At 37.8% G+C, this 22545-nt stretch carries 23 protein-coding genes; 13 read left to right on the top strand and 10 right to left on the bottom strand.

The genetic code is table 11. The features are described 5' to 3' along the window. Positions 1–40: 40 nt before the first annotated feature. Together NF867_RS08070 and NF867_RS08065 are read left to right on the top strand one after the other, a co-directional pair. On the top strand, positions 41–853 hold the full coding sequence (locus NF867_RS08070) for an N-acetylmuramoyl-L-alanine amidase (protein ID WP_252587305.1): 813 nt from the start codon (positions 41–43) through the stop codon (positions 851–853). A gap of 399 nt (positions 854–1252) precedes the next feature. Next, positions 1253–1849 (top strand): YceI family protein, encoded by a 597-nt coding sequence (locus tag NF867_RS08065; RefSeq protein WP_252587304.1) that lies wholly within the window; start codon positions 1253–1255, stop codon positions 1847–1849. A 65-nt stretch (positions 1850–1914) separates the two neighbouring features. Here NF867_RS08065 and NF867_RS08060 read toward each other — a convergent pair whose 3' ends face one another. Both NF867_RS08060 and porV read right to left on the bottom strand, forming a co-directional pair. After that, positions 1915–2160, bottom strand: coding sequence for a helix-turn-helix domain-containing protein (locus NF867_RS08060; RefSeq protein WP_252587303.1), 246 nt, complete (start codon positions 2158–2160; stop codon positions 1915–1917). A 271-nt stretch (positions 2161–2431) separates the two neighbouring features. Further along, positions 2432–3598: a type IX secretion system outer membrane channel protein PorV gene (gene porV, locus NF867_RS08055; RefSeq protein WP_252587302.1), complete on the bottom strand. Its 1167-nt coding sequence runs from the start codon at positions 3596–3598 to the stop codon at positions 2432–2434. Positions 3599–3917: 319 nt separating this feature from the next. Here porV and NF867_RS08050 point away from each other — a divergent pair, with 319 nt between their 5' ends. Both NF867_RS08050 and NF867_RS08045 read left to right on the top strand, forming a co-directional pair. Then, positions 3918–5369 carry an SUMF1/EgtB/PvdO family nonheme iron enzyme gene (locus NF867_RS08050; protein WP_252587301.1) on the top strand — a complete coding sequence of 484 codons (1452 nt, stop codon included), beginning with the start codon at positions 3918–3920 and terminating at the stop codon, positions 5367–5369. A gap of 117 nt (positions 5370–5486) precedes the next feature. Next, positions 5487–6785, top strand: coding sequence for a UDP-N-acetylmuramoyl-tripeptide--D-alanyl-D-alanine ligase (locus NF867_RS08045; RefSeq protein WP_252587300.1), 1299 nt, complete (start codon positions 5487–5489; stop codon positions 6783–6785). Positions 6786–6846: 61 nt separating this feature from the next. On the opposite strand, the gene NF867_RS08040 is transcribed toward NF867_RS08045, so the two are convergent. Together NF867_RS08040 and pdhA are read right to left on the bottom strand one after the other, a co-directional pair. After that, positions 6847–8481: a pyruvate dehydrogenase complex dihydrolipoamide acetyltransferase gene (locus tag NF867_RS08040; RefSeq protein ID WP_252587299.1), complete on the bottom strand. Its 1635-nt coding sequence runs from the start codon at positions 8479–8481 to the stop codon at positions 6847–6849. Between the two features lie 143 nt (positions 8482–8624). Then, positions 8625–9620: a pyruvate dehydrogenase (acetyl-transferring) E1 component subunit alpha gene (gene pdhA, locus NF867_RS08035; protein ID WP_252587298.1), complete on the bottom strand. Its 996-nt coding sequence runs from the start codon at positions 9618–9620 to the stop codon at positions 8625–8627. 297 nt (positions 9621–9917) lie between these two features. Between pdhA and NF867_RS08030 the strand changes: the two genes are divergently transcribed. Continuing rightward, a complete protein-coding gene (locus tag NF867_RS08030; RefSeq protein WP_252587297.1) occupies positions 9918–10463 on the top strand; it encodes a C40 family peptidase in 546 nt (181 codons plus the stop codon). A 93-nt stretch (positions 10464–10556) separates the two neighbouring features. Here the strand turns inward: NF867_RS08030 and NF867_RS08025 are convergent, their stop codons facing one another. Beyond that, positions 10557–10838, bottom strand: a complete 282-nt coding sequence (locus tag NF867_RS08025; protein WP_252587296.1) for a DUF4242 domain-containing protein — start codon at positions 10836–10838, stop codon at positions 10557–10559. Positions 10839–11014: 176 nt separating this feature from the next. Here NF867_RS08025 and NF867_RS08020 point away from each other — a divergent pair, with 176 nt between their 5' ends. The 7 genes from NF867_RS08020 to NF867_RS07990 all read left to right on the top strand — a co-directional run bounded on the left by NF867_RS08020 (position 11015) and on the right by NF867_RS07990 (position 16250). Next, complete coding sequence (locus NF867_RS08020) at positions 11015–11425, top strand: DsrE family protein (RefSeq protein ID WP_252587295.1); 411 nt, start codon at positions 11015–11017, stop codon at positions 11423–11425. Between the two features lie 180 nt (positions 11426–11605). Continuing rightward, on the top strand, positions 11606–11959 hold the full coding sequence (locus tag NF867_RS08015; RefSeq protein ID WP_252587294.1) for a hypothetical protein: 354 nt from the start codon (positions 11606–11608) through the stop codon (positions 11957–11959). 15 nt (positions 11960–11974) lie between these two features. Next, positions 11975–12700, top strand: coding sequence for a peptidylprolyl isomerase (locus tag NF867_RS08010; protein WP_252587293.1), 726 nt, complete (start codon positions 11975–11977; stop codon positions 12698–12700). Positions 12701–12719: 19 nt separating this feature from the next. Continuing rightward, positions 12720–13487 carry an exodeoxyribonuclease III gene (locus tag NF867_RS08005; protein ID WP_252587292.1) on the top strand — a complete coding sequence of 256 codons (768 nt, stop codon included), beginning with the start codon at positions 12720–12722 and terminating at the stop codon, positions 13485–13487. 37 nt (positions 13488–13524) lie between these two features. After that, positions 13525–14778, top strand: a complete 1254-nt coding sequence (gene hutI, locus NF867_RS08000) for an imidazolonepropionase (protein ID WP_252587291.1) — start codon at positions 13525–13527, stop codon at positions 14776–14778. Between the two features lie 23 nt (positions 14779–14801). Continuing rightward, a complete protein-coding gene (locus NF867_RS07995; RefSeq protein ID WP_252587290.1) occupies positions 14802–15137 on the top strand; it encodes a hypothetical protein in 336 nt (111 codons plus the stop codon). Positions 15138–15197: 60 nt separating this feature from the next. Next, a complete protein-coding gene (locus NF867_RS07990; RefSeq protein WP_252587289.1) occupies positions 15198–16250 on the top strand; it encodes a formimidoylglutamase in 1053 nt (350 codons plus the stop codon). Here the strand turns inward: NF867_RS07990 and NF867_RS07985 are convergent. The 3 genes from NF867_RS07985 to NF867_RS07975 form a co-directional block, all read right to left on the bottom strand. Further along, complete coding sequence (locus NF867_RS07985; RefSeq protein ID WP_252587288.1) at positions 16237–16809, bottom strand: 5-formyltetrahydrofolate cyclo-ligase; 573 nt, start codon at positions 16807–16809, stop codon at positions 16237–16239. The two genes, NF867_RS07990 and NF867_RS07985, sit on opposite strands and share 14 nt — an antisense overlap. Before the next feature lie 9 nt (positions 16810–16818). Beyond that, complete coding sequence (locus NF867_RS07980; protein ID WP_252587287.1) at positions 16819–18111, bottom strand: HAD-IB family phosphatase; 1293 nt, start codon at positions 18109–18111, stop codon at positions 16819–16821. Between the two features lie 102 nt (positions 18112–18213). Beyond that, positions 18214–19179, bottom strand: coding sequence for an NAD-dependent epimerase/dehydratase family protein (locus NF867_RS07975; RefSeq protein WP_252587286.1), 966 nt, complete (start codon positions 19177–19179; stop codon positions 18214–18216). Positions 19180–19322: 143 nt separating this feature from the next. On the opposite strand from NF867_RS07975, the gene NF867_RS07970 reads away from it, so the two are divergent. Continuing rightward, positions 19323–20498, top strand: a complete 1176-nt coding sequence (locus NF867_RS07970; protein ID WP_252587285.1) for a formimidoylglutamase — start codon at positions 19323–19325, stop codon at positions 20496–20498. A 12-nt stretch (positions 20499–20510) separates the two neighbouring features. On the opposite strand, the gene NF867_RS07965 is transcribed toward NF867_RS07970, so the two are convergent. Together NF867_RS07965 and purD are read right to left on the bottom strand one after the other, a co-directional pair. After that, complete coding sequence (locus NF867_RS07965; protein ID WP_252587284.1) at positions 20511–21062, bottom strand: hypothetical protein; 552 nt, start codon at positions 21060–21062, stop codon at positions 20511–20513. 104 nt (positions 21063–21166) lie between these two features. Next, positions 21167–22441, bottom strand: coding sequence for a phosphoribosylamine--glycine ligase (gene purD / locus NF867_RS07960; protein ID WP_252587283.1), 1275 nt, complete (start codon positions 22439–22441; stop codon positions 21167–21169). Positions 22442–22545 lie beyond the last annotated feature (104 nt).

Below are 22545 nucleotides of genomic sequence, written 5' to 3'. Positions count from 1 at the left end.
TAATTCTAATCACTAATTTCAGATCAAATACTTATTTCATATGAAATTCGACCATTACAAATACTTATTTCTTTTAACTACGTTATTGCTGATAGCTTCCTGCTCGGATAAATATGCCGAAAGTAAAAAAGCATATAAACAACAACTTAAAGCCTTAATAAAAACATTAAAACAAACAGAACCATTTGCATCTGATTCAATTCCTTCATCAGAATGGATCTCTACAGTAAATTTTAATCTACGTAAACCTAATTATGTAATTATCCACCATACGGCGCAAGATTCATTGGCGCAAACCATAAAAACCTTTACTCTTACTAAAACTCAGGTGAGTGCCCATTATGTTGTTAGCAAGGATGGAAAAGTGGTTCATATGCTAAATGATTATTTACGTGCCTGGCATGCGGGCAATGCTCGTTGGGGAGCTTGTACAGATATCAACTCAACGTCAATCGGTATCGAATTGGACAATAATGGCAAAGAACCATTTTCAGAAGCTCAAATTAATAGTTTGTTAATTTTGCTGGAAAAACTTAAGAAAACCTATAATATTCCAGCAGCCAATTTTATCGGCCACGCAGATATTGCCCCAGTTCGTAAACCCGACCCAAGTGAATTATTTCCATGGAAAAAACTCGCCGACAAAGGATATGGACTTTGGTATTCGTTGCCTTTAGATACCGTACCTACAGGTTTTAATATTAAACAAGCATTACACATAATAGGATACGACACCCGAGATTCAAATGCTGCGGTAATAGCATTTAAAAGACATTTTATACAAACCGATATTGGTCCTGTTGTTACCGATTCGACCAAAATGATTCTTAACAATCTGTATAAAAAATATTAACCGCTTAAAAGTTTTAAATATTCACATCCATCCTATGAACTATTTAAAATTTGGACATAGACAACAGAATAAACTGGAATAAAAACCATTTGTGAATTAATCAATCAGTTTTTTATATGCAACTGTTTATATGAAATATTAAGTAATCTAAAAAATCATAACATTATTACGAGAATTTAACACTCAATTAATATAGTAACATGACATTTGTGATGTCAAAAAGAACAGTATTTTCTTCATATACATTGGATTGGATGCCGGCTTACTGGGAAGTAAGCCGGTTTTTTATTACTCCAAAACTCATCTTCAAAAAAGCTGGCAAAATAACTATGATTTACATCATAATACTATTAGGTAATTATTGGGTCTTTTGTAGAACAATAATAATCAATAGTAATTATGCACAAATTCACACTCATCACCTTAATCGCTTTCTTACTAACTTCTCTTAATTCTTACGCCCAACAGCCTGCGCTAAAACTTTCTGCTAAAGAAAGCAAGGTACTAATACATGGCACCTCAAGTGTTCATGACTGGACAGCGCAATGTGATAACAAATCAGGAGACTTAATTGCATTAACAGATAAATCCAGCTTTAAAACTATCCAAAGTTTAAGTTTGAAGATCTCTTCAAAATCGATTCGAAGCATTGATGAAAAGGGAGCTTATTATGATGATGTAATGGATGGCCGTATTTGGAGTTCCCTAGAAGCTGACAAATATTCTGAGATAACAATATCATTAAAACAGGTTAAAGCAATTAATATCATCGGACCAAAAGCGGTTATAGATGCTATTGCAATTGTTACTATTCATGGCGTAAGAAAAGAACTTCCGGTAAAAGTTACAGCTGAAACAGCTAACAACTCAATTAGGATTAAAGGAACGAAAGAAATAAAAATGCTTGATTTCGCGGTGCAACCCCCAACTATTTTATTGGAGTTTTTGAAAACAGGTAATGAAATTACAATCGAGTTTGATTTACTTTACAAATAAGTGTTAATGTCAGCTGCTTAACAAAAAAGGGGGGGAGTGTAGTGATTTCCCCTTTTGTTTTTATTTCAGATTCTGATACAATTAAAAAGCCCTCCCATTGAAATATCCAATGTATAGCATATTGTTCGAAGTGTTTTAACAGAAAGATGTTGTTTCCCTGTTTCAACCCTGGCAATATTGATTCCTGTAAGCTCATAGAAATCCTTTTGGCTAAGGCGCTTCACTTCACGGGCCCGTTTTATTTCCAAAGCAATCCTTAACCTAAACTTGGCATCAGTGGTTTCCAGATAATCAAAATCAGTATTGAGCATAATTAGATTTATTTATATAAGCTCCATTTAAACGAATTATACGAATTTGCAAATTACGTCTATAATAAATTTACAATCAACTCCTTAAACGACCAAAATGACAAAAAAGTCATTTTGTGAAAAAAAATACTCTACCAAACTTATTAACTAGCTAGATTTGAAACAGATTGATTTTGAATGTTACATTTCTCACATCTACCAGTGGTAAAACAAACATTACAGTATCCCAAAGCCAACTTTCCTCGGTTGGCTTTTTTTATTTCATAGAATTCTATGATTTTTTCCTTCCGAAGTTAAAGAGCAAAGAAAACCTTAATGTTTTCTCGAGAGGGTTGTTTTGTTTACCCGGAATCAAATAAGAGAAGTCAAAACAAAGATCTTCATACTTTAAACCTGCTCCCAATGTTACATATTGTCTGTTTCCTTTGTATGGGTTTTCATAGAAGTAGCCTGTTCGAAGAGCGATTATATCATTATACCAATATTCTAAACCGGTTGCAAAATTAATTTCCTGCAATTCTTCTTTAAATCCGCCGGGTGCATCACTAAAGGAACCGAAAATACCTTCAGGTACAGTTTTATCAGGATCTTCACCTACTATAATATTTCCTTGATCATCATAAATCGGGTTGGTGGGCACCAAAAGCTTATTCATATCTAACGTAAGGCTTAATGAATTTGCTTCGTTAAATTTAAATGTAGTAGCGCCGGAAAGTCTTAGGTTAGTAGGCAGAAAGTTTTTTTCAGTACCATACTGCATCTTTGTTCCGATATTAGAAATATTGGCTCCCCAGGCAACATTGGCATCCGTATTAAAAAGCGAAACATCCTTATTATAGTAAACAGCAACATCACAAGCAAAGGCACTTCCAGGGTTATAGTCGATCGTGCTGATATTTCCGGAACCTAGATTCGAATGAATGAACCTAGCTGCGATAGCCATCGAAAAGTATTCACTCAGCTTACGGATATAGGATGCATCTATTGCATATTCATTAGGACTGTACTGACCATACGCTTGACCGGTGTTATCAGTAAAAGTTAATTCCCCCAGTGAAAAATAACGAATTGAGGATGCCAAAGTTTGTTGATCATCAATTTTATAATATCCCGATAAATAGGCCAATGTAATATCCTGAATACCCAACGAACGAAGCCATGGACTGTAATCTAAACCTACTCCTGCCTTTCTTTCACAAAAGGCATATTTGGCAGGGTTCCAATGCATTGAGCTCACATCTGGACTTGTTGCTCCTCCGGCATCGCCCATTCCACCCGCTCTTGAGTCGGGGCCAATCAATAAAAAAGGCACCGCTGTTGTGATAGAATTGCCAGTTCTCCCATCTGTTTGAACATTTTGAGCCCAACTTTCTGAAACCTCAAAGAGTAAGGAGAAAGACACTAGGGAAACGGAACTAATAAAGCTTAAAAATCTCATAATTAGGCGTAAAGAAATAACTTTCTTTGGCTTAAAGTTTGTATAAACTTATCACCAAAAGTGTTAATTGTATTAAATTTATCCAACAATAGAATACCTTTTTTATTAGAGCTACACTTTTCCAATACCATAGCTATAATATTAAACATAATCTCTGCTGGATTATTTTATAAAATCCTTGGAATAATTTGCAACAATTTGAGGATATGTGCGTATAATTGGGTTGGAACACTTTTTAAACTATAAAGAAAATTTATAGCTTTGAGTTAATAATTAAATTAAATCAAAACCTAAATAACCACAACTATTCACAAGCAGGATGAAAAGAACTACACGATATCTTATACTGGCTTGCGCATTAGGTTTGCCTTTATCGTTCGTTGCATGTAACAAGAAAGAACGATCGTCAACAACCGGATGGAACTATAACGATCCTAAAAACGGTGGTTTTCAAAAGATAACCTATAAAAAAGACCAGTTAGGCCCTGGTCTCGTAGCCATTGAAGGAGGAACATTTGTAATGGGTTCTCTAGAACAGGATCTGGGATATGACAATGACAACACTGAGAAACGAGTTACAGTTACTTCATTTTATATGGACGAAACTGAAGTTCGCAACATCGACTGGTTAGAATACTTGTACTGGTTAGCTCGTGTTTATAAAGGTCATCCACAAGTTTATGAACGCGCATTACCTGACACAATGGTTTGGAGAAAACCATTAGCTTATAATGAGCCTTATGTAGACAACTACCTTCGTCACCCGGCTTTTGCTGATTATCCTGTAGTTGGGGTTAATTGGACCCAGGCAACCGAATACTGTATTTGGAGAACTGACCGCGCCAACGAATCAATCTTAATTAATAAAGGCATCTTAAAACCTGATCCTAATCAAACCGACGCCAACAACTTTAATACTGATTCATATTATGCTGGACAGTATGAAGGTGTTGTAAAAAAGAATGTTAAAAACCTTGATCCAATAGCTACCAACAAAACTCGTTCGGTGCGTTATTCAGATGGTATTTTACTTCCAGGTGCTTACCGTTTACCATCAGAAGCTGAATGGGAATACGCGGCACTAGCATTAAAAGGCAATGTTAAATACGAGAATATCGAAGAGAAAAAACTTTATCCTTGGAATGGCCTAACAATGCGTAGTGCACAGGGTAAAACTCAAGGTTTATTCTTGGCCAACTTTAAACGTGGAAGAGGTGATAATACAGGGGTTGCCGGTTACTTAAACGACAACGCCGACATTACAGCGTCTGTTAAAAGCTACCTTCCAAATGATTACGGATTATATTGTATGGCAGGTAACGTAAACGAGTGGGTTCAGGATGTATATCGTCCACTTTCATTCGAAGACATTAGTGATCAGAATCCATTCCGTGGTAACCAATATACAGTTAAACAAAAAGACGCTAAAGGATCTTATGCTAAGAAAGACAGCTTAGGTCGTATTCCAAGAGTTCCTGATACTGTTGGCCGTTTAATTGATGGTACAAAAATTACTAAAAAAGCTGATGTGCGTGATTATGATGATGAAAAGGGCATGTACGGATATAGCAAAACATCACTTGTAAGCAATCGTTCACGTGTGTATAAAGGCGGATCATGGAATGACCGAGCATATTGGTTAACACCGGGTTCACGTCGCTTCATGGATCAAGACTCATCTTCAGCAGAAGTCGGTTTCCGTTGTGCAATGGGTCGTGTAGGAGCTCCAGGTGTTGGAAAAACTAAACGCCCTAACTTTAAGAGTAAATAAGATCAACTCAAATATTAGTTAAAAGGCTGTTCCCAAAAGGACAGCCTTTTTCTTTTGTATCAACTTCAAAAGGCTTCAAAAATCTTCCATTTGTTTATCTTAGCTTCAAATTTGGCCATGACAATAGAATCATTATACAACTTATATAAAGAGTATCCGGTTATTTGTACCGACACTCGTAAAATTACTCCTAACTGTATCTTCTTTGCCCTAAAGGGTGATAGTTTCAATGCAAATCAATTTGCTAAGCAAGCGATTGAAAATGGCGCTGCTTATGCAATAATTGACGAAGAGCTCTATAGTGAAGGCGATCGCTTTGTATTAGTGAACGATGTGCTTCAAACTTTACAGCTATTGGCAAAATATCATCGTGCACAATTGAATATTCCTTTTCTTGGAATTACTGGAACAAACGGCAAAACCACCACCAAAGAGTTGATAAATGCTGTTCTGTCGCAAAAGTTTAAAACTTATGCAACTATAGGCAACTTAAACAATCATATTGGCGTTCCTCTAACCCTTTTGTCCATCGATGGGAGCATTGAGTTTGCTATTATTGAAATGGGGGCAAATCATCAAAAAGAAATTCAACTGCTTGCTGATATTGCCAACCCTGATTTTGGTATTATCACCAATGTTGGTAAAGCACATCTTGAAGGATTTGGAGGCTTTGAAGGTGTTAAGAAAGGCAAAAAAGAGCTATATGATCATCTTCAAAATAACAGCGGATTGATCTTTATTAACCATGACAACCCTCATCTATTGGAAATGGCCTCAAAAGTAGACAGAAAGGTTTATTATGGAACTTCTGAAGATAACACAGTTATTGGTAAAAGAATTGAACAAGGTGAAATGGTTTCGCTAGAATGGAAATTGTCAAATGATGATCAGTGGAACACCGTCAACTCGAACCTTGTAGGTGGTTACAACTTCGAAAACGTATTAGCAGCGGTTTGTATAGGCAATTATTTTGGATTAACGGTTAAACAAATTGAAGCAGGTGTTTTAAGCTATCAGCCAACAAACAATCGCTCACAGGCGGTTAAAACTGAAAGCAACACACTCATTTGTGATTATTATAATGCAAACCCTAGTAGTATGGCTGCCGCAATCGACAATTTTGCAAAAAATTCATCGACCAACAAATTGGTGATTTTAGCCGACATGTTTGAGCTGGGTGAATACAGCAAAGAAGAACATCAGAAAGTCATCAATCAACTCAAAGAGCAAGGTTTAATAAATGCATTATTGGTAGGAAAACACTTCTACTCTTTAAAAGATAATTCAGGCTACACCTTTTTTGAAAATACTGAAGAAGCGGTCGACTATTTAAAGAAGCATCCAGTTAGAAACTCACATATCTTGGTTAAGGGATCTCGAGGAATGAAGCTCGAATCATTGATAGGTCTGCTATAGGTATAAAAAAGACCGTTTCTGAAATAGAAACGGTCTTTTTTTATACTCGAACCTAACTAGTTTAAACTAATAAACGAAGAGGTTCTTCTAACAAGCCTTTTAATGTTAATAAGAATTCTGATCCGGTAGCACCATCAACAACGCGGTGATCACATGACAGGGTAACCTTCATTACATTACCAGGAACAACTTGACCATTTTTAACAACAGGAACCTGACTAATACCGCCCACGGCTAAAATACAAGCATCAGGTGGGTTGATAATCGCTGTGAACTGATCTATTCCGTACATACCTAAGTTTGAAATGGTAAAGGTTGAGCCTTCCCAATCAGCAGGTTGTAATTTTTTATCTTTTGCCTTTTGAGCGTATTCTTTTACTTCGGCAGAGATAGTAGAAAGTGATTTAGTATCTGCAAAACGAACCACCGGTACTAATAAGCCATCTTCAACTGCTACAGCAACACCGATATTAACATGGTTATTGTAGCGGATCTTATCACCTAACCAACTAGAATTTACTTTTGGATGTTTCTTAAGTGCGACAGCTGTTGCCTTAAGAACGATATCGTTGAAAGAAATTTTTGTTCCAAGTTCATTGATACGTTTACGTGCCTCGATAGCATTATCCATATCAATTGACATGGTTAAATAGAAATGCGGAGCTGTAAATAAGCTTTCCGATAAGCGACGGGCAATGGTTTTACGCATTTGCGACACTGTCACCTCGGTAAAGCTTTCCTGACCATAAACAGCAGGTGCGGTTGTGGTAGTTGCAGCAGGAGCCGAAGCAGATTTTGCAGCTGGAGCAGCAGAAGGTGTGAAGGTTTCCACATCCTTTTTAACAATTCTACCACCTTCAGCGCTACCTTTAACTTGCGACAGATTGATTCCTTTTTCTTCTGCAATTTTGCGAGCCAATGGAGAAGCTTTAACTCTTCCATCAGAGGATGTTCCAGACTGTTCCTCAACTGCAGGAACTGCAGCAGGAGCAGTAGCTGAAGCAACTGGTGCGGTTTCTGCTTTAGTAGCAGGCGCAGAGGTTGTAGCTTGAAGCAAAGGACTTACATCCGTTCCTGGTTTACCAACAATGGCTATAATATCATTAACCTTTGCAGCTTTTCCTTCCTCAACACCAATATATAATAATGTGCCTTCAGCATAGGCCGTAACTTCCATTGTAGCTTTATCAGTTTCTACGTCTGCAATTGTATCATCTGATTTAATTGTATCACCTACTTTTTTGTACCATTTATTAATAACACCTTCTGTCATGGTATCACTTAATAAAGGCATACGAATTACAGTTGCTCCTAAAGATTCCGGTGTAACTGTTGGTGCGCTTTGAGCTACAGAAGTAGCTGGCGTTGCTGGAGGAGTTGCTTGCTCAGTGGCAGTTTCAGTCGGTTTTGCGGCAGGCGCAGACCCTCCAGATGCCAATAAGGCTTTATAATCTTCACCTTCAGCACCCAAAACTGCAATAACTGCATCAACAGGTACTGCTTGGCCTTCTTCTACGCCTATGTATAATAACGTTCCTTCCTGAAACGATTCAAAATCCATGGTAGCTTTGTCGGTCTCAACCTCGGCAACTACATCGCCTGATTTTATTTTATCACCAACTTTTTTATGCCATTTAGCCAATACCCCTTCCGTCATGGTATCGCTCATTTTTGGCATGCGTACTACTTCAGCCATATTTTTTTAATTAGAATAGTGTTGTGCTTATACAAGATAAGAGTTAAAGCTGTTCAAGTACAAACTTTTAACCCTAAGGTTGTTACTAATACAAGTTGCGGGTTATGAGTGTTTTACCCGTAACCCGCAATTTGTTTTTAAAATTAGTCCATTATGTATGGATAATCTTCCTGAACATAAACGTCTTTATATAATTCCGACGGATCAGGGTAGTTTGATTCTTCAGCAAATTTTACTGAATCTTCAACAATTTCTTTCACTTTTGCCTCGATTTCTTCAAACCACTTGGCATCAGCATATTTTTTCTCAAGAATTGTACTTTTCACCTGTTCAACAGGATCTTTTGCTTTATACTCCTCTACTTCTTCTTTTGTACGATACTTAGCAGGATCAGACATTGAGTGTCCTTTGTAGCGATAGGTACGAATCTCTAAGAATGACGGTCCTTCTCCGGCACGAGCGCGTTGAACAGCACGATCAATTGCTTCGTGAACAGCTTCACAGCTCATTCCGTCAACTGGCTCAGATGGCATATCGAATCCTAAACCAATTTTATAGATATCTGGCATGTTGGTTGTACGCTGAACAGAAGTTCCCATTGCGTAACCGTTATTCTCACAAATAAAAATTACAGGAATATTCCAGATCATTGCCATGTTAAATGTTTCGTTCAAAGCTCCCTGACGAACAGCTCCATCGCCCATAAAACATAAACATACAGCATCGTCACCTTTGTATTTAGATGCAAACGCAATACCTGCACCTAAAGGAATTTGTCCTCCGACAATTCCGTGACCACCATAGAAATTGTGTTCTTTAGAGAAAAAGTGCATTGAACCACCTTTTCCTTTAGAACAACCGGTTTCTTTACCATAAAGTTCAGCCATACATTCGCGCGCAGAAACACCTTTTCCTAATGCTAAGGCATGATCGCGGTAGGCAGTAATAAAACCATCTTTAGGTAACGTTGCAGATAATGCACCGGCAGCAACAGCTTCCTGGCCAATATATAAGTGACAAAATCCTCTGATTTTTTGTTGACCGTACAGCTGACCCGAACGTTCTTCAAACTTTCTCATAAGGTACATCTGTTCGTACCATTGCAGATAAGTCTCTTTAGTGATTGCTACAGAACTCATTCTTAAAGTTTATAAGCTTAATTTTTTGTGATGGCAAATGTATCAATAAAAAAGCAAAATGTAAATTTGAATGATTTAATCTGCTTTTGTAAACAATATTCCAAAATAAAGCTACGTTTTAGGCAATGTTGCAAATTCATTAAGTTTCTGAAAATGTTATCAATGTGTAACTTTTATATGCCTAAATCGTAGAAAGCCATACACTTGGGTTTTGAGCTAAAATCGGCATGGTTTTAACGAATAACTTGAAGGAATAATTAATTAACCTTAGTTTTGTAACGATTTAACATAGCGGCTTTGAAAAAACTATTACTTATTTTAGTTTTCTTTATCTCGGCAAACGCTGTGAGTGCGCAGTCGAAAGGGCTAAAAGAATTATTTTCTTCCAGCCCGGATAAAAAAGAAATTTCTGATCCTGATTCGTTAGGATATTTATATTATTCACAATTATTTGGATTCAGTCTGGCCTCAAAAGCGAACACTAAATTGTTCGATTTCATTTACGATTGGCTAGGTACTCCATATCGTTTCGGCGGTGATAGTCGCAAAGGAATTGACTGTTCTCGTTTTGTAAACAAAGTATATGATGCTGTTTACAGTACTTTCCTTGGAGGAGCAAACTCTCGTGATATATATAAAAATGTTAAACCTGTAAATAAAGAAGATTTAAAAGAAGGCGATTTCGTTTTCTTTAAAATAGGTAAAAAATATATTTCTCACATAGGTATATATTTAGGCAACGGAAAATTTGCCCATTCCTCTTCTTCAAAAGGCGTTAACATCTCTGACCTAAACGATCCGTATTTTAAACGCTACTTTTTTAAAGGTGGCCGAATTGAATAAGAAACCATTTAAAACTAAAAATCATATTGAGAGAGGCTAACCACGTGTTAGCCTTTTCTTTTTCCTCTGATCTTTATATTTTCATCAATAAACTTATGCAAAGGGTTCAGCGGTTGTGGGATCGATTATATGCATCACTTTTGAAATGCTATTAGCTGGAAAACCACCCAATTCGGCATGTTTCCTAACCGACTCTTCATCGGGTGCAATGTAAACACAGTAAATCTTGTCGCCGGTAACATAACTTTGAACCCATTGAATTTGAGGCCCCATTGAGTTGAGTACTGAACATGATTTTTGCGCTACTCCGGTCAACTCCTCTTTAGAAAGATTTCCTACGTTTGGAATATTTCTTTCGATAACAAACTTTGGCATACAACCTCCTAGTCTTTAATGATTTTACCGAAAACAGATTAAAATTTGCCGCTGTTACACACAACAGGCCACTTAAATATACTGATTTACAACTATTTACTCAATGATTTAGTAGTAATAAACCAACTAATTATAATAGTTATTATGTAATTTTAATAACCCAAAAAATAAATGCTATGAAAAAATTAGTTGTACTTGTTGGGTTGTTGATGCCTTGTTTTTTAATGGCCCAAACCAAAGATTATAAAGTGGTTTTTGACCTCACCAGTAAAGACTCTCTAGATCAGAAAGCAGTTATGAGATGGATCAATGAAATTTCCAAATCAACCCCAACTGCAAAATTGGAAGTTGTAATGTACGCCAAAGGACTTGAGTTGGCACTTAAAAATAAATCGATAGTAGAAAAAGAGGTAGCAGGATTTGCCACTAACAGCAATGTCAAATTCAAAGTTTGTGAAATTGCGATGAAGAACCAAAATATTGATAAAAGTCAATTGATTGATGGGGTAGAGATGGTTCCTGATGGTATTTATGAGATCATTTCAAAGCAACATCAGGGATGGGGATATATTAAAGCTACGCATTAAAGGCATTTCCATTATCAGATAACAGGCAATCATAGTAAAAAGTGATTGCCTGTTTGTTTTACTAATACCGACAGATAATTAATTCCGAATTAAAACTAAATAGATAATTTAGCCGATTGAAAACTATTGATCGTAAATAGTGGTTCAAAATCAATTAAACCCGGCTTTCATATAAATTAAATGACTCCATCAGAAATAAATAATAAATGGTTGAAGTTACAACAGCGTATTGCAGATGATTTCGACAATGAAAAACCAGATTTAAAGGTCCTGCTCTTTTTAATTGGGGTTCAGGAATTAGGAAAAGGCCCTCAAAAATATTCCAAGCGTCAGAAGGAAGAGCTTATGCACATTGCTACCTGCCGTCTTTTTAGTGAAATGGGGTTCTATGAACTTGAAGGCTTGGACCAAGATGGCTGGCCACACTGGAAAATGGTAAAAAAGGTTCCTAATTACACTTTACTTGAACAAGAATTACTTATGAAATCATTAATTGTTCACTATTTTGAGCAGCTCTACGATATCACTTTCTAATTTCATTAACAGTATATGAGAAATCTATTTCTTTTTGTTATTGCGCTTCTTTCATTCACATCTTCAGACTTATTTGCTCAGAAAAAACAAAAGAACTATTACGTCAAGCTCAGCACTGACTCTGGTTCTTGTATCATCCGTTTATATAATTCGACACCACTACATCGTGACAATTTTATAAAGCTAACCGAGCAACATTTTTACGACAGTTTGTTGTTTCACCGCGTTATTAAAGGCTTTATGATTCAGGGAGGTGACCCAACCTCAAAAAATGCAACTTCGGACAAAACTCTAGGTGACGGCGATGTTGGTTATACTGTACCAGCGGAATTCAAGGATAGTCTTTTTCATAGAAAAGGAGTATTGGCTGCCGCCAGAGACAACAATCCAGCTAAAGCATCGAGTGGTTGCCAGTTCTATATTGTTCAGGGAAAAAAATACACCGAAGCCGATATTGACCGTGTTGAGCAAAAAAGATTAAATGGATACAAGATTCCGGCTTATCAGCGGGAAATATATAAAACGGAAGGAGGAACTCCTTTTCTTGACCAGAACTATACCGTTTATGGGGAAGTGGCTGAAGGATTAGAAATGGTTGACAAAATCGCTTCTACTAAAACGGATAAATCCGATCGACCAGTTCAGGATATAAGAATGAAGGTAGAATTGCTATCAAAAAAAGAGGTTCGTCGATTTGAGAAAAAGCTAAAAAAAGAGAAAAAGCCAATTTCTGCGCTTTAAACTTAAGAATACGAGTAAAATGAAAATTATATCCTATAATGTAAACGGAATACGTTCGGCAATATCAAAAGGTTGGTTAAACTGGCTTCAGGCTACCAATGCCGACGTGGTTTGTTTACAAGAGATTAAGGCTCATCCCGAAAATATCCCTCAAGAAATTGTTCTGCTCGAAAACCTGGGTTATAAATATCAATACTGGTATCCGGCACAAAAAAAAGGGTATAGCGGCGTGGCTATTCTTTCAAAAATTCAACCTGAATCTGTTGAATATGGTTGTGGTCATGAGTTATATGATTTTGAAGGAAGAGTAGTCAGAGCTGATTTTCCGGATGTATCGGTCATGAGTGTTTATTTACCATCCGGATCGAGTGGAGAAGAGCGACAAGGAGTTAAGTTTGAGTTTTTGGATTTCTTTATGGAATATGCTACTCAAACCCGCTGGAAGTATCCAAAACTGATTATTTCCGGTGATTACAATATTTGCCATCGCGCCATTGATATTCACAATCCGAAATCAAATGCTAATTCATCAGGTTTTTTACCAGCGGAGCGTGAATGGATGGAACAGTTCATTGAAAGCGGATTTATAGACACCTTTCGTCATTTCAATAAAGAGCCTCACCATTATTCATGGTGGAGTTTCAGGGCCAATTCAAGGGCCAAGAACTTAGGTTGGCGTATCGACTACCATATGGCTACAAAAGAGTTAGAACCACAGCTTAAACGAGCTGCAATTTTACCGGAAGCCAAACATTCTGATCATTGTCCGATTTTGCTGGAGATTTGATAATCAAAACCTCCTAATCAATAAACATAAACCAATCATGCTGCTCATCAATATAAAACAACTTCTCGGTGTTCACGCAGAAGAAAAATTAAGGCTGGAAGGAGCAGAGATGTCTGCTCTGCCATCAATTGAAAATGCCTGGTTAAAAATTGAGCATGGCAAAATCGCTGATTTTGGCTCAATGAATGAACTCGACAACCATCAACTTTCGTCGATGGTTTCAGGAGGAGCATCTGAAGTAATTGATTTAAAAGACAAGCTGGTTCTGCCTGCATGGAATGATTCACATACTCATTTAGTATTTGCGGCCTCTCGCGAGGAAGAGTTCTTAATGAAAATTCAGGGGAAAACCTACGAGGAAATTACGGCGGCAGGTGGAGGGATTCTAAATTCGGCCAGAAAACTGGCAAATGCTTCAGAAAACGAACTGTATGATTCAGCAGCAGAACGTTTGCAAGAGGTGATGCAGCTAGGCACAGGGGCTATCGAAATAAAAAGTGGTTACGGACTAAGCTACGAAGCTGAATTAAAAATGCTGAAAGTAATTCGTCGACTAAAGGAAACATTTCCATTGCCTGTTAAGGCAACCTTTTTGGGCGCGCATGCTTTCCCTCAAGAGTTCAAACAAAATCAGGAAGGATATATAGATCTGTTAATAAACCGGCTATTACCAACAATTGCTGATGAAGGGCTGGCTGACTTTATTGATGCTTTTTGCGAGCAGAATTATTTTTCAATTGCACAAACTGAACGAATTATTGATGCCGGAGCTCGCTACGGATTAAAGGCCAAAATCCATGTGAATCAATTTACAAATGCGGGGGCAACACAGGCTTGTGTTAAAAAAGGGGCTCTTTCTGTCGACCATCTGGAAGTAACAGATGATGAGGTTATCGCCTCTTTAAAAGGAAGCGCTACTATGGCAACTTTATTACCTTCTTGTTCGCTATTTATTAATATACCATTTGCAAACGCCCGCGGAATGATTGCCGCAGGCTTAGGAGTTGCCTTAGCATCAGATTTTAATCCTGGAACCACACCGTCGGGAAATATGAATTTGGTAGTCGCTCTTGCTTGTATGAAAATGAAGATGTTGCCAAATGAGGCCATTAACGCGGCCACCTTAAACGGAGCTTACGCAATGGATCTTTCGGCAACTCACGGCAGTATTACTAAAAGCAAGCAGGCAAACCTGATTATTACGAAAGCTGTTCCATCGGTTAATTATTTACCATATGCTTTTGGCTCAAACTTAATAGAGAAGGTTTTAATTAACGGAAAAGTCGTATAATAGCCTAACAATTCATCACCTGTATGGTTATCGTATCGAAGCGATTTCTGAAGTTTTTTACCGGGAATTTTGCCCAGGCAATAACATTATGGCCATTTGTGATATTAAAATCAAAAGAGTTACGAACGGATGATTCGTTGCTTAATCATGAACGAATTCATTTACGGCAACAATTAGAGCTTCTACTTATCGGCTTTTACTTATGGTACACCATAGAGTTTTTGATCCGGTGGACCAAAGAGAAAAATGCCAATGATGCTTATCATGCCATCTGCTTCGAAAAAGAAGCTTATTTAAATGATTTGAATTCGAACTATCTAAAAACCCGAAGGTTCTTCGCATTCATCAAATACCTTTAACTTTAACATATCACGCATCCCAAATGGGCGGCGTTTAACTAATACTGCATTACGCACTCCATGAAACTACAGCTATATTCTGATGAATACATACTGGGATTGACATCAATCAGGGACCAGGAGACTAAAATTGGTGAACGAGTATTGACCATTAACTCAGTAACAACCTTGTTTGAAGAGTTGGTTAATTCACCGGCTCGATTTGTTTTGCTGGGCCTACCCGAAGACATTGGAGTTAGAGCAAACATGGGTAGAGGTGGCGCGCAAAGCGCCTGGACATCTTCTCTAAAAGCCATTTTAAATATCCAGAGCAATGAGTTTTTTCACGGAGGAGAGATTGTCGTTTTGGGACATATCGATTTCACTGACTTACTTACTTCAGCAGAAAAACTCAACCCACAGATCCATGAACAGGCAACAGAGCTAAGAAAACTGGTTGAGGAAGTTGATCGTAGGGTAATCAAAATTGTAAAGCTAATTGCAAAGGCTGGAAAAATTCCGGTGGTTATAGGCGGTGGACATAACAACTCTTATCCGATTATTAAGGCAGTTTCCGAAGGATTAAGTGAATCTGGACAAAGAACCGAAAAATATATCAATTGCATTAACCTCGATGCTCATTCCGATTTCAGACCGCTTGAAGGAAGACATAGTGGAAATGGTTTTAGTTACGCCTATAACGAAGGTTTGCTGAAACGATATTTCATGCTGGGATTACAGCAAAACTATCAATCGCAAACCGTTTGGGAAACGTTAAAAACTAACCCGGATATCGGCTATATAACATTTGAAGGCATCTATCTTCATTCAAAAACCGACTTTGGGTCTGCGGTACTGGAAGGCATTAACTTTGTAAAAGAAAGTCCGGCAGGTGTTGAAATCGACTTGGATACAATAGCTTATATTCCTTCTAGCGCCGAAACACCGAGTGGCTTTACGGTAAACGAGGCTCGACAGTTTGTTCATAAAGTGGCTTGTCACCTTAAGCCAGCCTATTTACACATAGCCGAAGGAGCGCCAAGTTTAGCAAATAACCCTAATGATAACAGGGTGTCAAAAACCATCGCGTTTTTGGTAAGTGATTTTATAAAAGCAGTAGTTAAAACTGAATAACTTTAGTGGGGGTTAAACAAACATCTAAAGGCAAATCGAATTCGTTTAAGTCTTCAATTGCCTCAATTGGTTCAAACTGAGACAAGCCTATTTTTTGAATATCTGGCCTGCATTCAGCTAAAAACCGGTCGTAGAAACCTTTTCCATAACCAACTCGGAAACCCTTACTATCAACTGCCAGTAAAGGCACCAAAACCATATCAATTTCTTTAGGAGATAGTTGGGTTCCGGAAATGGGTTCCGGAATATTCCACTTGTTTTTCTCAATCACCAAATCATCGTCGATGATAAAATGAGTTAGCGTTAATGCAGAGAAATTACTTTGAGGAACAGCAATAGTTATATGCGGGTGATGCTGCTTTAAGTAATCAACAATTAATTGAGTATCAATTTCATGCTTTTCAGTAATCGATAAAAACAAATGAATAACCTTAATACCAGATAGGTCAATCGATTTAAACTGTGATAAAATATCAAGATTAGCCTGACCGAACGCTCTTTCAGAAAGCTGTTTCCGTTTTAAAAGATATTCTTTTCGCAAAAATGACTTGGTATTCAATTTTGGTAATTAATACAACAACCTAAATTTAATGGTATGCTCAATCTTTTTCAGCGCCTTAATTACCTTTTTATCATACTCGGCATTAACATCAGTAATCACATAGCCAATTTGCTCATTGGTTTTAAGGTACTGTGCTAAAATGTTGATACCGTGATCGGCCATTACGCTATTGATCTGTGCCATAATTCCGGGCACATTATGATGAATATGAATTAAACGATGTGCATTCTTTTGTAGTGTAAGTTGAATATTAGGAAAGTTGCAGCTTAAATAACTGGCCCCCGAATTGATGAAATCAGCCATGCGCTTAGGAATAAACAAACCATTATTGGTGTTATTCTTACGATCATCAAAAACTACAATACCCATTTTGGTACATAATTCCATATCAAGCTTTTCCTTGGCATTGCCCAAATAGCCAATTGTTTTCAAGGTAGTAGCTCTTTTTAACTTTTCGATCTTTATTATTTCACCATTACCCAAAAGCATCATACCCACATCGGCCACATATTTCTCTTCAAAAGATGATTTATGCCGGATCGAGAAACCGTCTTTTTTTAAAATCGCTATTGCTTCCTCTGGAATGTCACCTATACACAAACACAAGATTCGGTTTTTAGGATACGAAATAGCCATTGGAAGATTGTTCACATACAAGAACTCATCAAAGCTAGGCAGCACGTGATCTGCGTTTTTAACAACACTCGAGCGGGCAATATTTTCGGTATAGGCAAAGAACTTCTTAATAAGTCCTGATTCTTTAAGCTGAAAATCAGAGTAACCATCGCCAATGCCATAAAGGTTCCCTTCCCAATTTAGTTGTTTGAGAAGCTTTACTTTACCACCTTCCTGCGACAAGGGATTTGTTGTATCATAACCTACGATAGTACCTTCCTCATTAAACTCAAAGGTGTTTGCGTAGATATTTTCCGGTTTGATCCTGTAATCGCTTACAACTGGTGTAATAAACTCTTTGAAACCACCTGAAACGATAAAAACTTCATCGGCATGCTTCTCAAAAAATTTACGGTTACGGGAAAATGAAGAAGAAACCTTTTTCTTAAGCACCTTTACCAACTTGTGCAAATGATCATCAGTCGCTCCAAGCAATTTTACTCGTTCACGAAGACTGTCAGTAAACGACATGCGACCTTCCATAGCCGCATTGGTATAATCTTCGATTTGCTTTAGCACAAGGTCTTTGTCGGGATGACCTTTAAGCGAAATTTTCACTAACTCGTCAAGCGCTTCTACCTGAGTAAACGTGCTGTCGAAATCAATAATATAACGGTTCTTCAAAATATATCAGCTTGCAATGTTAATGGATACTCAAAAATCAGTATTCATTTCGAATTTTTAAAAAATCATTGCCTTATTTTACAATATCCAACAGACAAAAACCTATTTTTTGCACCTTTGAACAATATCATTTATGCTTTGGGCAATAGGTATAAATCGATGATCAATTGCATTCAACACTTTCTTATTGGAATAAAATTGAGTAACCGGAGCCGAGGTCGCTGTATCTTTAGTTAGTGCAGGCTCTTTTCCAGTAAAAATGGATATTAGTTTAGCGATGCGCCAGCCAATTGCCAACTGCCATTTTTTTACATTAAATGAAGGCACAGGTTTATTTAAGTTTTGAGCTATTAACGACAGCAGCTCTTTAAAGCTGAGGTTATCAGCATTAATCACATATCGTTCATTCTTCAAATCCGACTCCATCAGTTTGATCATGCAAGCACTAACGTCCCGAACATCCACATAGCCACAGCCACCATCAGCATAAAACTTATTGCCTTTATTAACCATCCCGAATATACGTCCGCTTCCACGCTCCCAATCATCCATCCCAATAATAATGCTCGGGTTAACGACAATCGCATTTAGCCCTTCCGCAACTCCACGCCAAACTTCATTCTCGCTTTCGTACTTACTTACTGCATAGGGGGAGTTTGTTGGCGCATATTCAAATTTATTGTTCTCTGTAATCAGTTCTCCAGGTTTGGTAAATCCTACTGCGGCAATTGAACTAACGTGCATTAACTTTTTTACACCTTTCACCATACATGCGTTTACCACATTGGCGGTTCCTTCAATATTGGTGCGATACATCTGGGCCTTGTACTTTGGATTCAGCGCCACTTTTGCCGCACAATGGTATACATAATTAACGCCTTCAAGTGCATCTTCTATTGAAAAATAATCCAGCACATCACCCTCAACCCATTCAATTGTGCTATTCTTTAAACTTTCAGGAATAACAGCAGAAGACCGTTTTATTGCTCTAACTGATTTCCCCTGTTTTAGTAAATCGAGTGCAAGTTGTGAGCCAAGGAATCCTGTTGCACCTGTTATAAGAATCATAAATTATTCTGTTTTACTGCGAAAGTACGTGATGAGGGCGATAAACAAAAATGTGCCTGCATCAAACAGCATCAATTGAATATTGTCATTTCCTTTTTCCGAATTCCTTTGTTACTTTGTTGCTGCAAAAACCATAATACCCCATGAACCTGTCTGACTTTCTTTCTCCCATTAATATTGATTCAATAATACCTGCAAACGGTTATGAAGCTTTTAATTTGGGCTCTACGATTAAAATCTATGCGCAAGGAAGTGAATTTCCTGATTTTGAAGGATTAAACATTGCATTGGTTGGCGTTGAAGAAGATCGTTTGGCAATTAATAATGCCGGATGTTCTAAAGCTCCCGATAGTGTTCGCTCTTTTTTATATAAGCTTACCGAAGGTAATTACAGCAGTAACATTGCTGATCTGGGAAATATTAAGGCCGGAGAAACAATAAAGGATACCTACGTTGCCCTTCGCATTGTTTGCGAAGAGTTAATGAAGCTAAACATAGTTCCTATAATTTTAGGAGGTGGTCAGGATCTTTCTTTTGCTCAATATTTAGCTTATGAAGCCATTGAACAACGTGTTGACCTCGTTGCTATCGATAATCAATTTGATTTAGATGCCACTTCTGAAGAGCATGAAAATTCTTCGAAATCTTATTTAAACAGCATTATCCTTCATGAACCAAACAACCTGTTCAACTATAGTAATATCGGCTATCAAACCTATTTCGTAAGCCAGGAGAGTTTACGCTTGATGGACAAGATGTATTTTGACACCCATCGTTTGGGAGAAATCACCCATAAGCTTCAGGATTCGGAACCTATTATCCGAAATGCCAACATGATCAGCATTGATATTTCTGCGATTAGACAGAGCGACGCACCGGGTAATGGCAATGCAACCCCTAATGGTTTTTATGGCGAACAGGCTTGCCAAATGTGCCGTTATGCCGGAATGAGCGACAAGCTATTATCGATTGGGTTTTATGAGTTAAATCCGAAACATGATCCATACGGCCATTCAGCACATCTGGTAGCTCAAATGATCTGGTGTTTTATTGAAGGTTATTATAATCGTAAGCAGGATTATCCGTTTAATCCTACCGAAGAAATGACAAAATACAGGGCATTCTTGAGCGATACGAGTCATGAGGTGGTATTCTACAAAAGTCCTAAAACGGGTCGCTGGTGGATGCAGATTCCTTTTCCAAATAATACCAAAAACGAACGTTTCTATTTAGTGCCTTGCAGCTATGCTGACTATCAAACAGCCAGCAACGGAGATATGCCTGACAGATGGTGGAGAACTTTCCAGAAACTTATTTAGGCAAAAGTTGGTTCATCGCCCCCAACCACTCATTGATCCAGAAACTAAAAGCGCCGCTCCCAATAAGAACATAAGAGCACCAAGGACAATTACCCACCAACTAGCAGGATTAGCAAAAACTCCTATTAGTACGGCTGCTATTCCCAAACCCATAAGGATAGCACCACCATATGTTTTGCTTTTTTGCGGTTTAGAGGGTGGGAGTAATGCTTTGCTGTATTTAGCTACATTATGGCTTAATGTCGTTTTTTTGCTCTGGTGAGCTGCATTTGTGTAGATCTCAGTTAGCGATTTTCTTGAAGTGCTTGTTTGGGGAACATAACCTGATCGCTTTTGCTTAACCTTATATGAATTAGAAAGAGCTGGTTTGCTTAGAACAGCGGAACTACTCGCCTCTTCTATTTCAACTTTGTTAATAGAAGTATCTTTCTTCATGGGCTCCATTTCACGAATAGTGGATTGTTCATTTGGTTGAACTCTTACAAAGGTAAGCTCCCTCGAACAAAATGTTGTAGTTATGCATAGCAATGAGCAAATAACTATGGTCCATAAAGGTAGCTTCATACTTACTGTTTTGTACTCATTAATTTAGTCATTTTCTTTCTCATCGACATAAAAAAACCTGCAGTTTCGGCTGCAGGTCTCTAAATATTTTGATTTCACGTTGCTTATTGCAGATCGAATCCGATATCGCGACGATAGTATTTATCTTCAAATTTAATCTTCTGCGCATTAGCGTTCGAAACAGCTAAAGCTGAAGGGATGTCTTTTCCCAGTGTTGTTATGGCAATCACACGTCCACCTGCGGTTACAACCTTACCGTCCTTTTGTGTTGTTCCGGCATGAAATACTAAGCTATCTTCAATAGCATCAAAACCGGTAATTTCTTTGCCTTTTTCATAATCACCCGGATACCCTCCTGCAACCAGCATAATAGTAGTAGCGGTACGATCATCAACCTCAAATGATTTTTCTGCTAAGTTTTCATGAGCAACACCCAAAAACAACTCTACTAAATCTGACTTAATACGAGGTAACACACTTTCCGTTTCCGGATCGCCCATGCGCACATTGTACTCAATCACATACGGCTCACCACCATCATTCATCAGCCCAATAAAAATGAATCCTTTGTATGGAATATTATCTTTCTTAAGTCCTTCAACAGTTGGAATAACAATACGCTCTTCCACCTTCTTGATAAATTCTTCATTGGCAAACGGGACAGGCGAAATAGAACCCATTCCTCCGGTGTTTAGACCTTTATCGCCTTCGCCAATTCGTTTATAGTCTTTTGCTGATGGAAGCAATTTATAGCTTTTACCATCTGTTAAAACAAATACTGAAAGTTCGATACCTTTTAAGAACTGCTCAATCACTACTGTACTGCTGGCAGCGCCAAATTTAGCATCAGCCAACATTGCGGTAAGTTCTGTTTTAGCATCTTCAAGTGTTTCACAAATTAATACACCCTTACCAGCAGCTAAACCATCTGCCTTTAAAACAATAGGCAACGATTGGGTTTCCAGGTATTTTAAACCCTCTTCCAACTGCTCGGCAGTAAAACTTGCATAAGCTGCTGTTGGAATATTATGACGCTTCATAAACTGCTTAGAGAAGTCTTTACTTCCTTCAAGTGTTGCGCCTAACTTCTGCGGACCAATTACCGGCACTTTTTTTAACAGATCATCTGCTAAAAAAAAATCATGAACACCTTTAACCAAAGGATCCTCAGGACCAACAACTACTAATTCAATTGCATTTTGCAACACAAATTGCTTTATACCTTCAAAATCTGTAGCTTTTATATCTACATTCTGACCACATGAAGCCGTTCCGGCATTTCCTGGAGCAATGTATAATTTGCTGCAATGGTTACTTTGAGAAATTTTCCAGGCGAAAGCATGTTCACGGCCACCTGATCCGAGAAGTAAAATATTCATAGTTTTTTAAGAAGATCCCTAATTTTATGACAATGTATTCGTAATCAGACTTTATCTTTAGGGCAAGACCCGTCTGAGAACAGGTGGCAAAGATAGGAAATAGT

It is taken from the genome of Solitalea agri, from assembly GCF_023914155.1.
GTDB lineage: Bacteria > Bacteroidota > Bacteroidia > Sphingobacteriales > Sphingobacteriaceae > Solitalea > Solitalea agri.
Note: the sequence above shows the minus strand (reverse complement) of the source record. Positions and strands in the feature narration are given on the sequence as shown.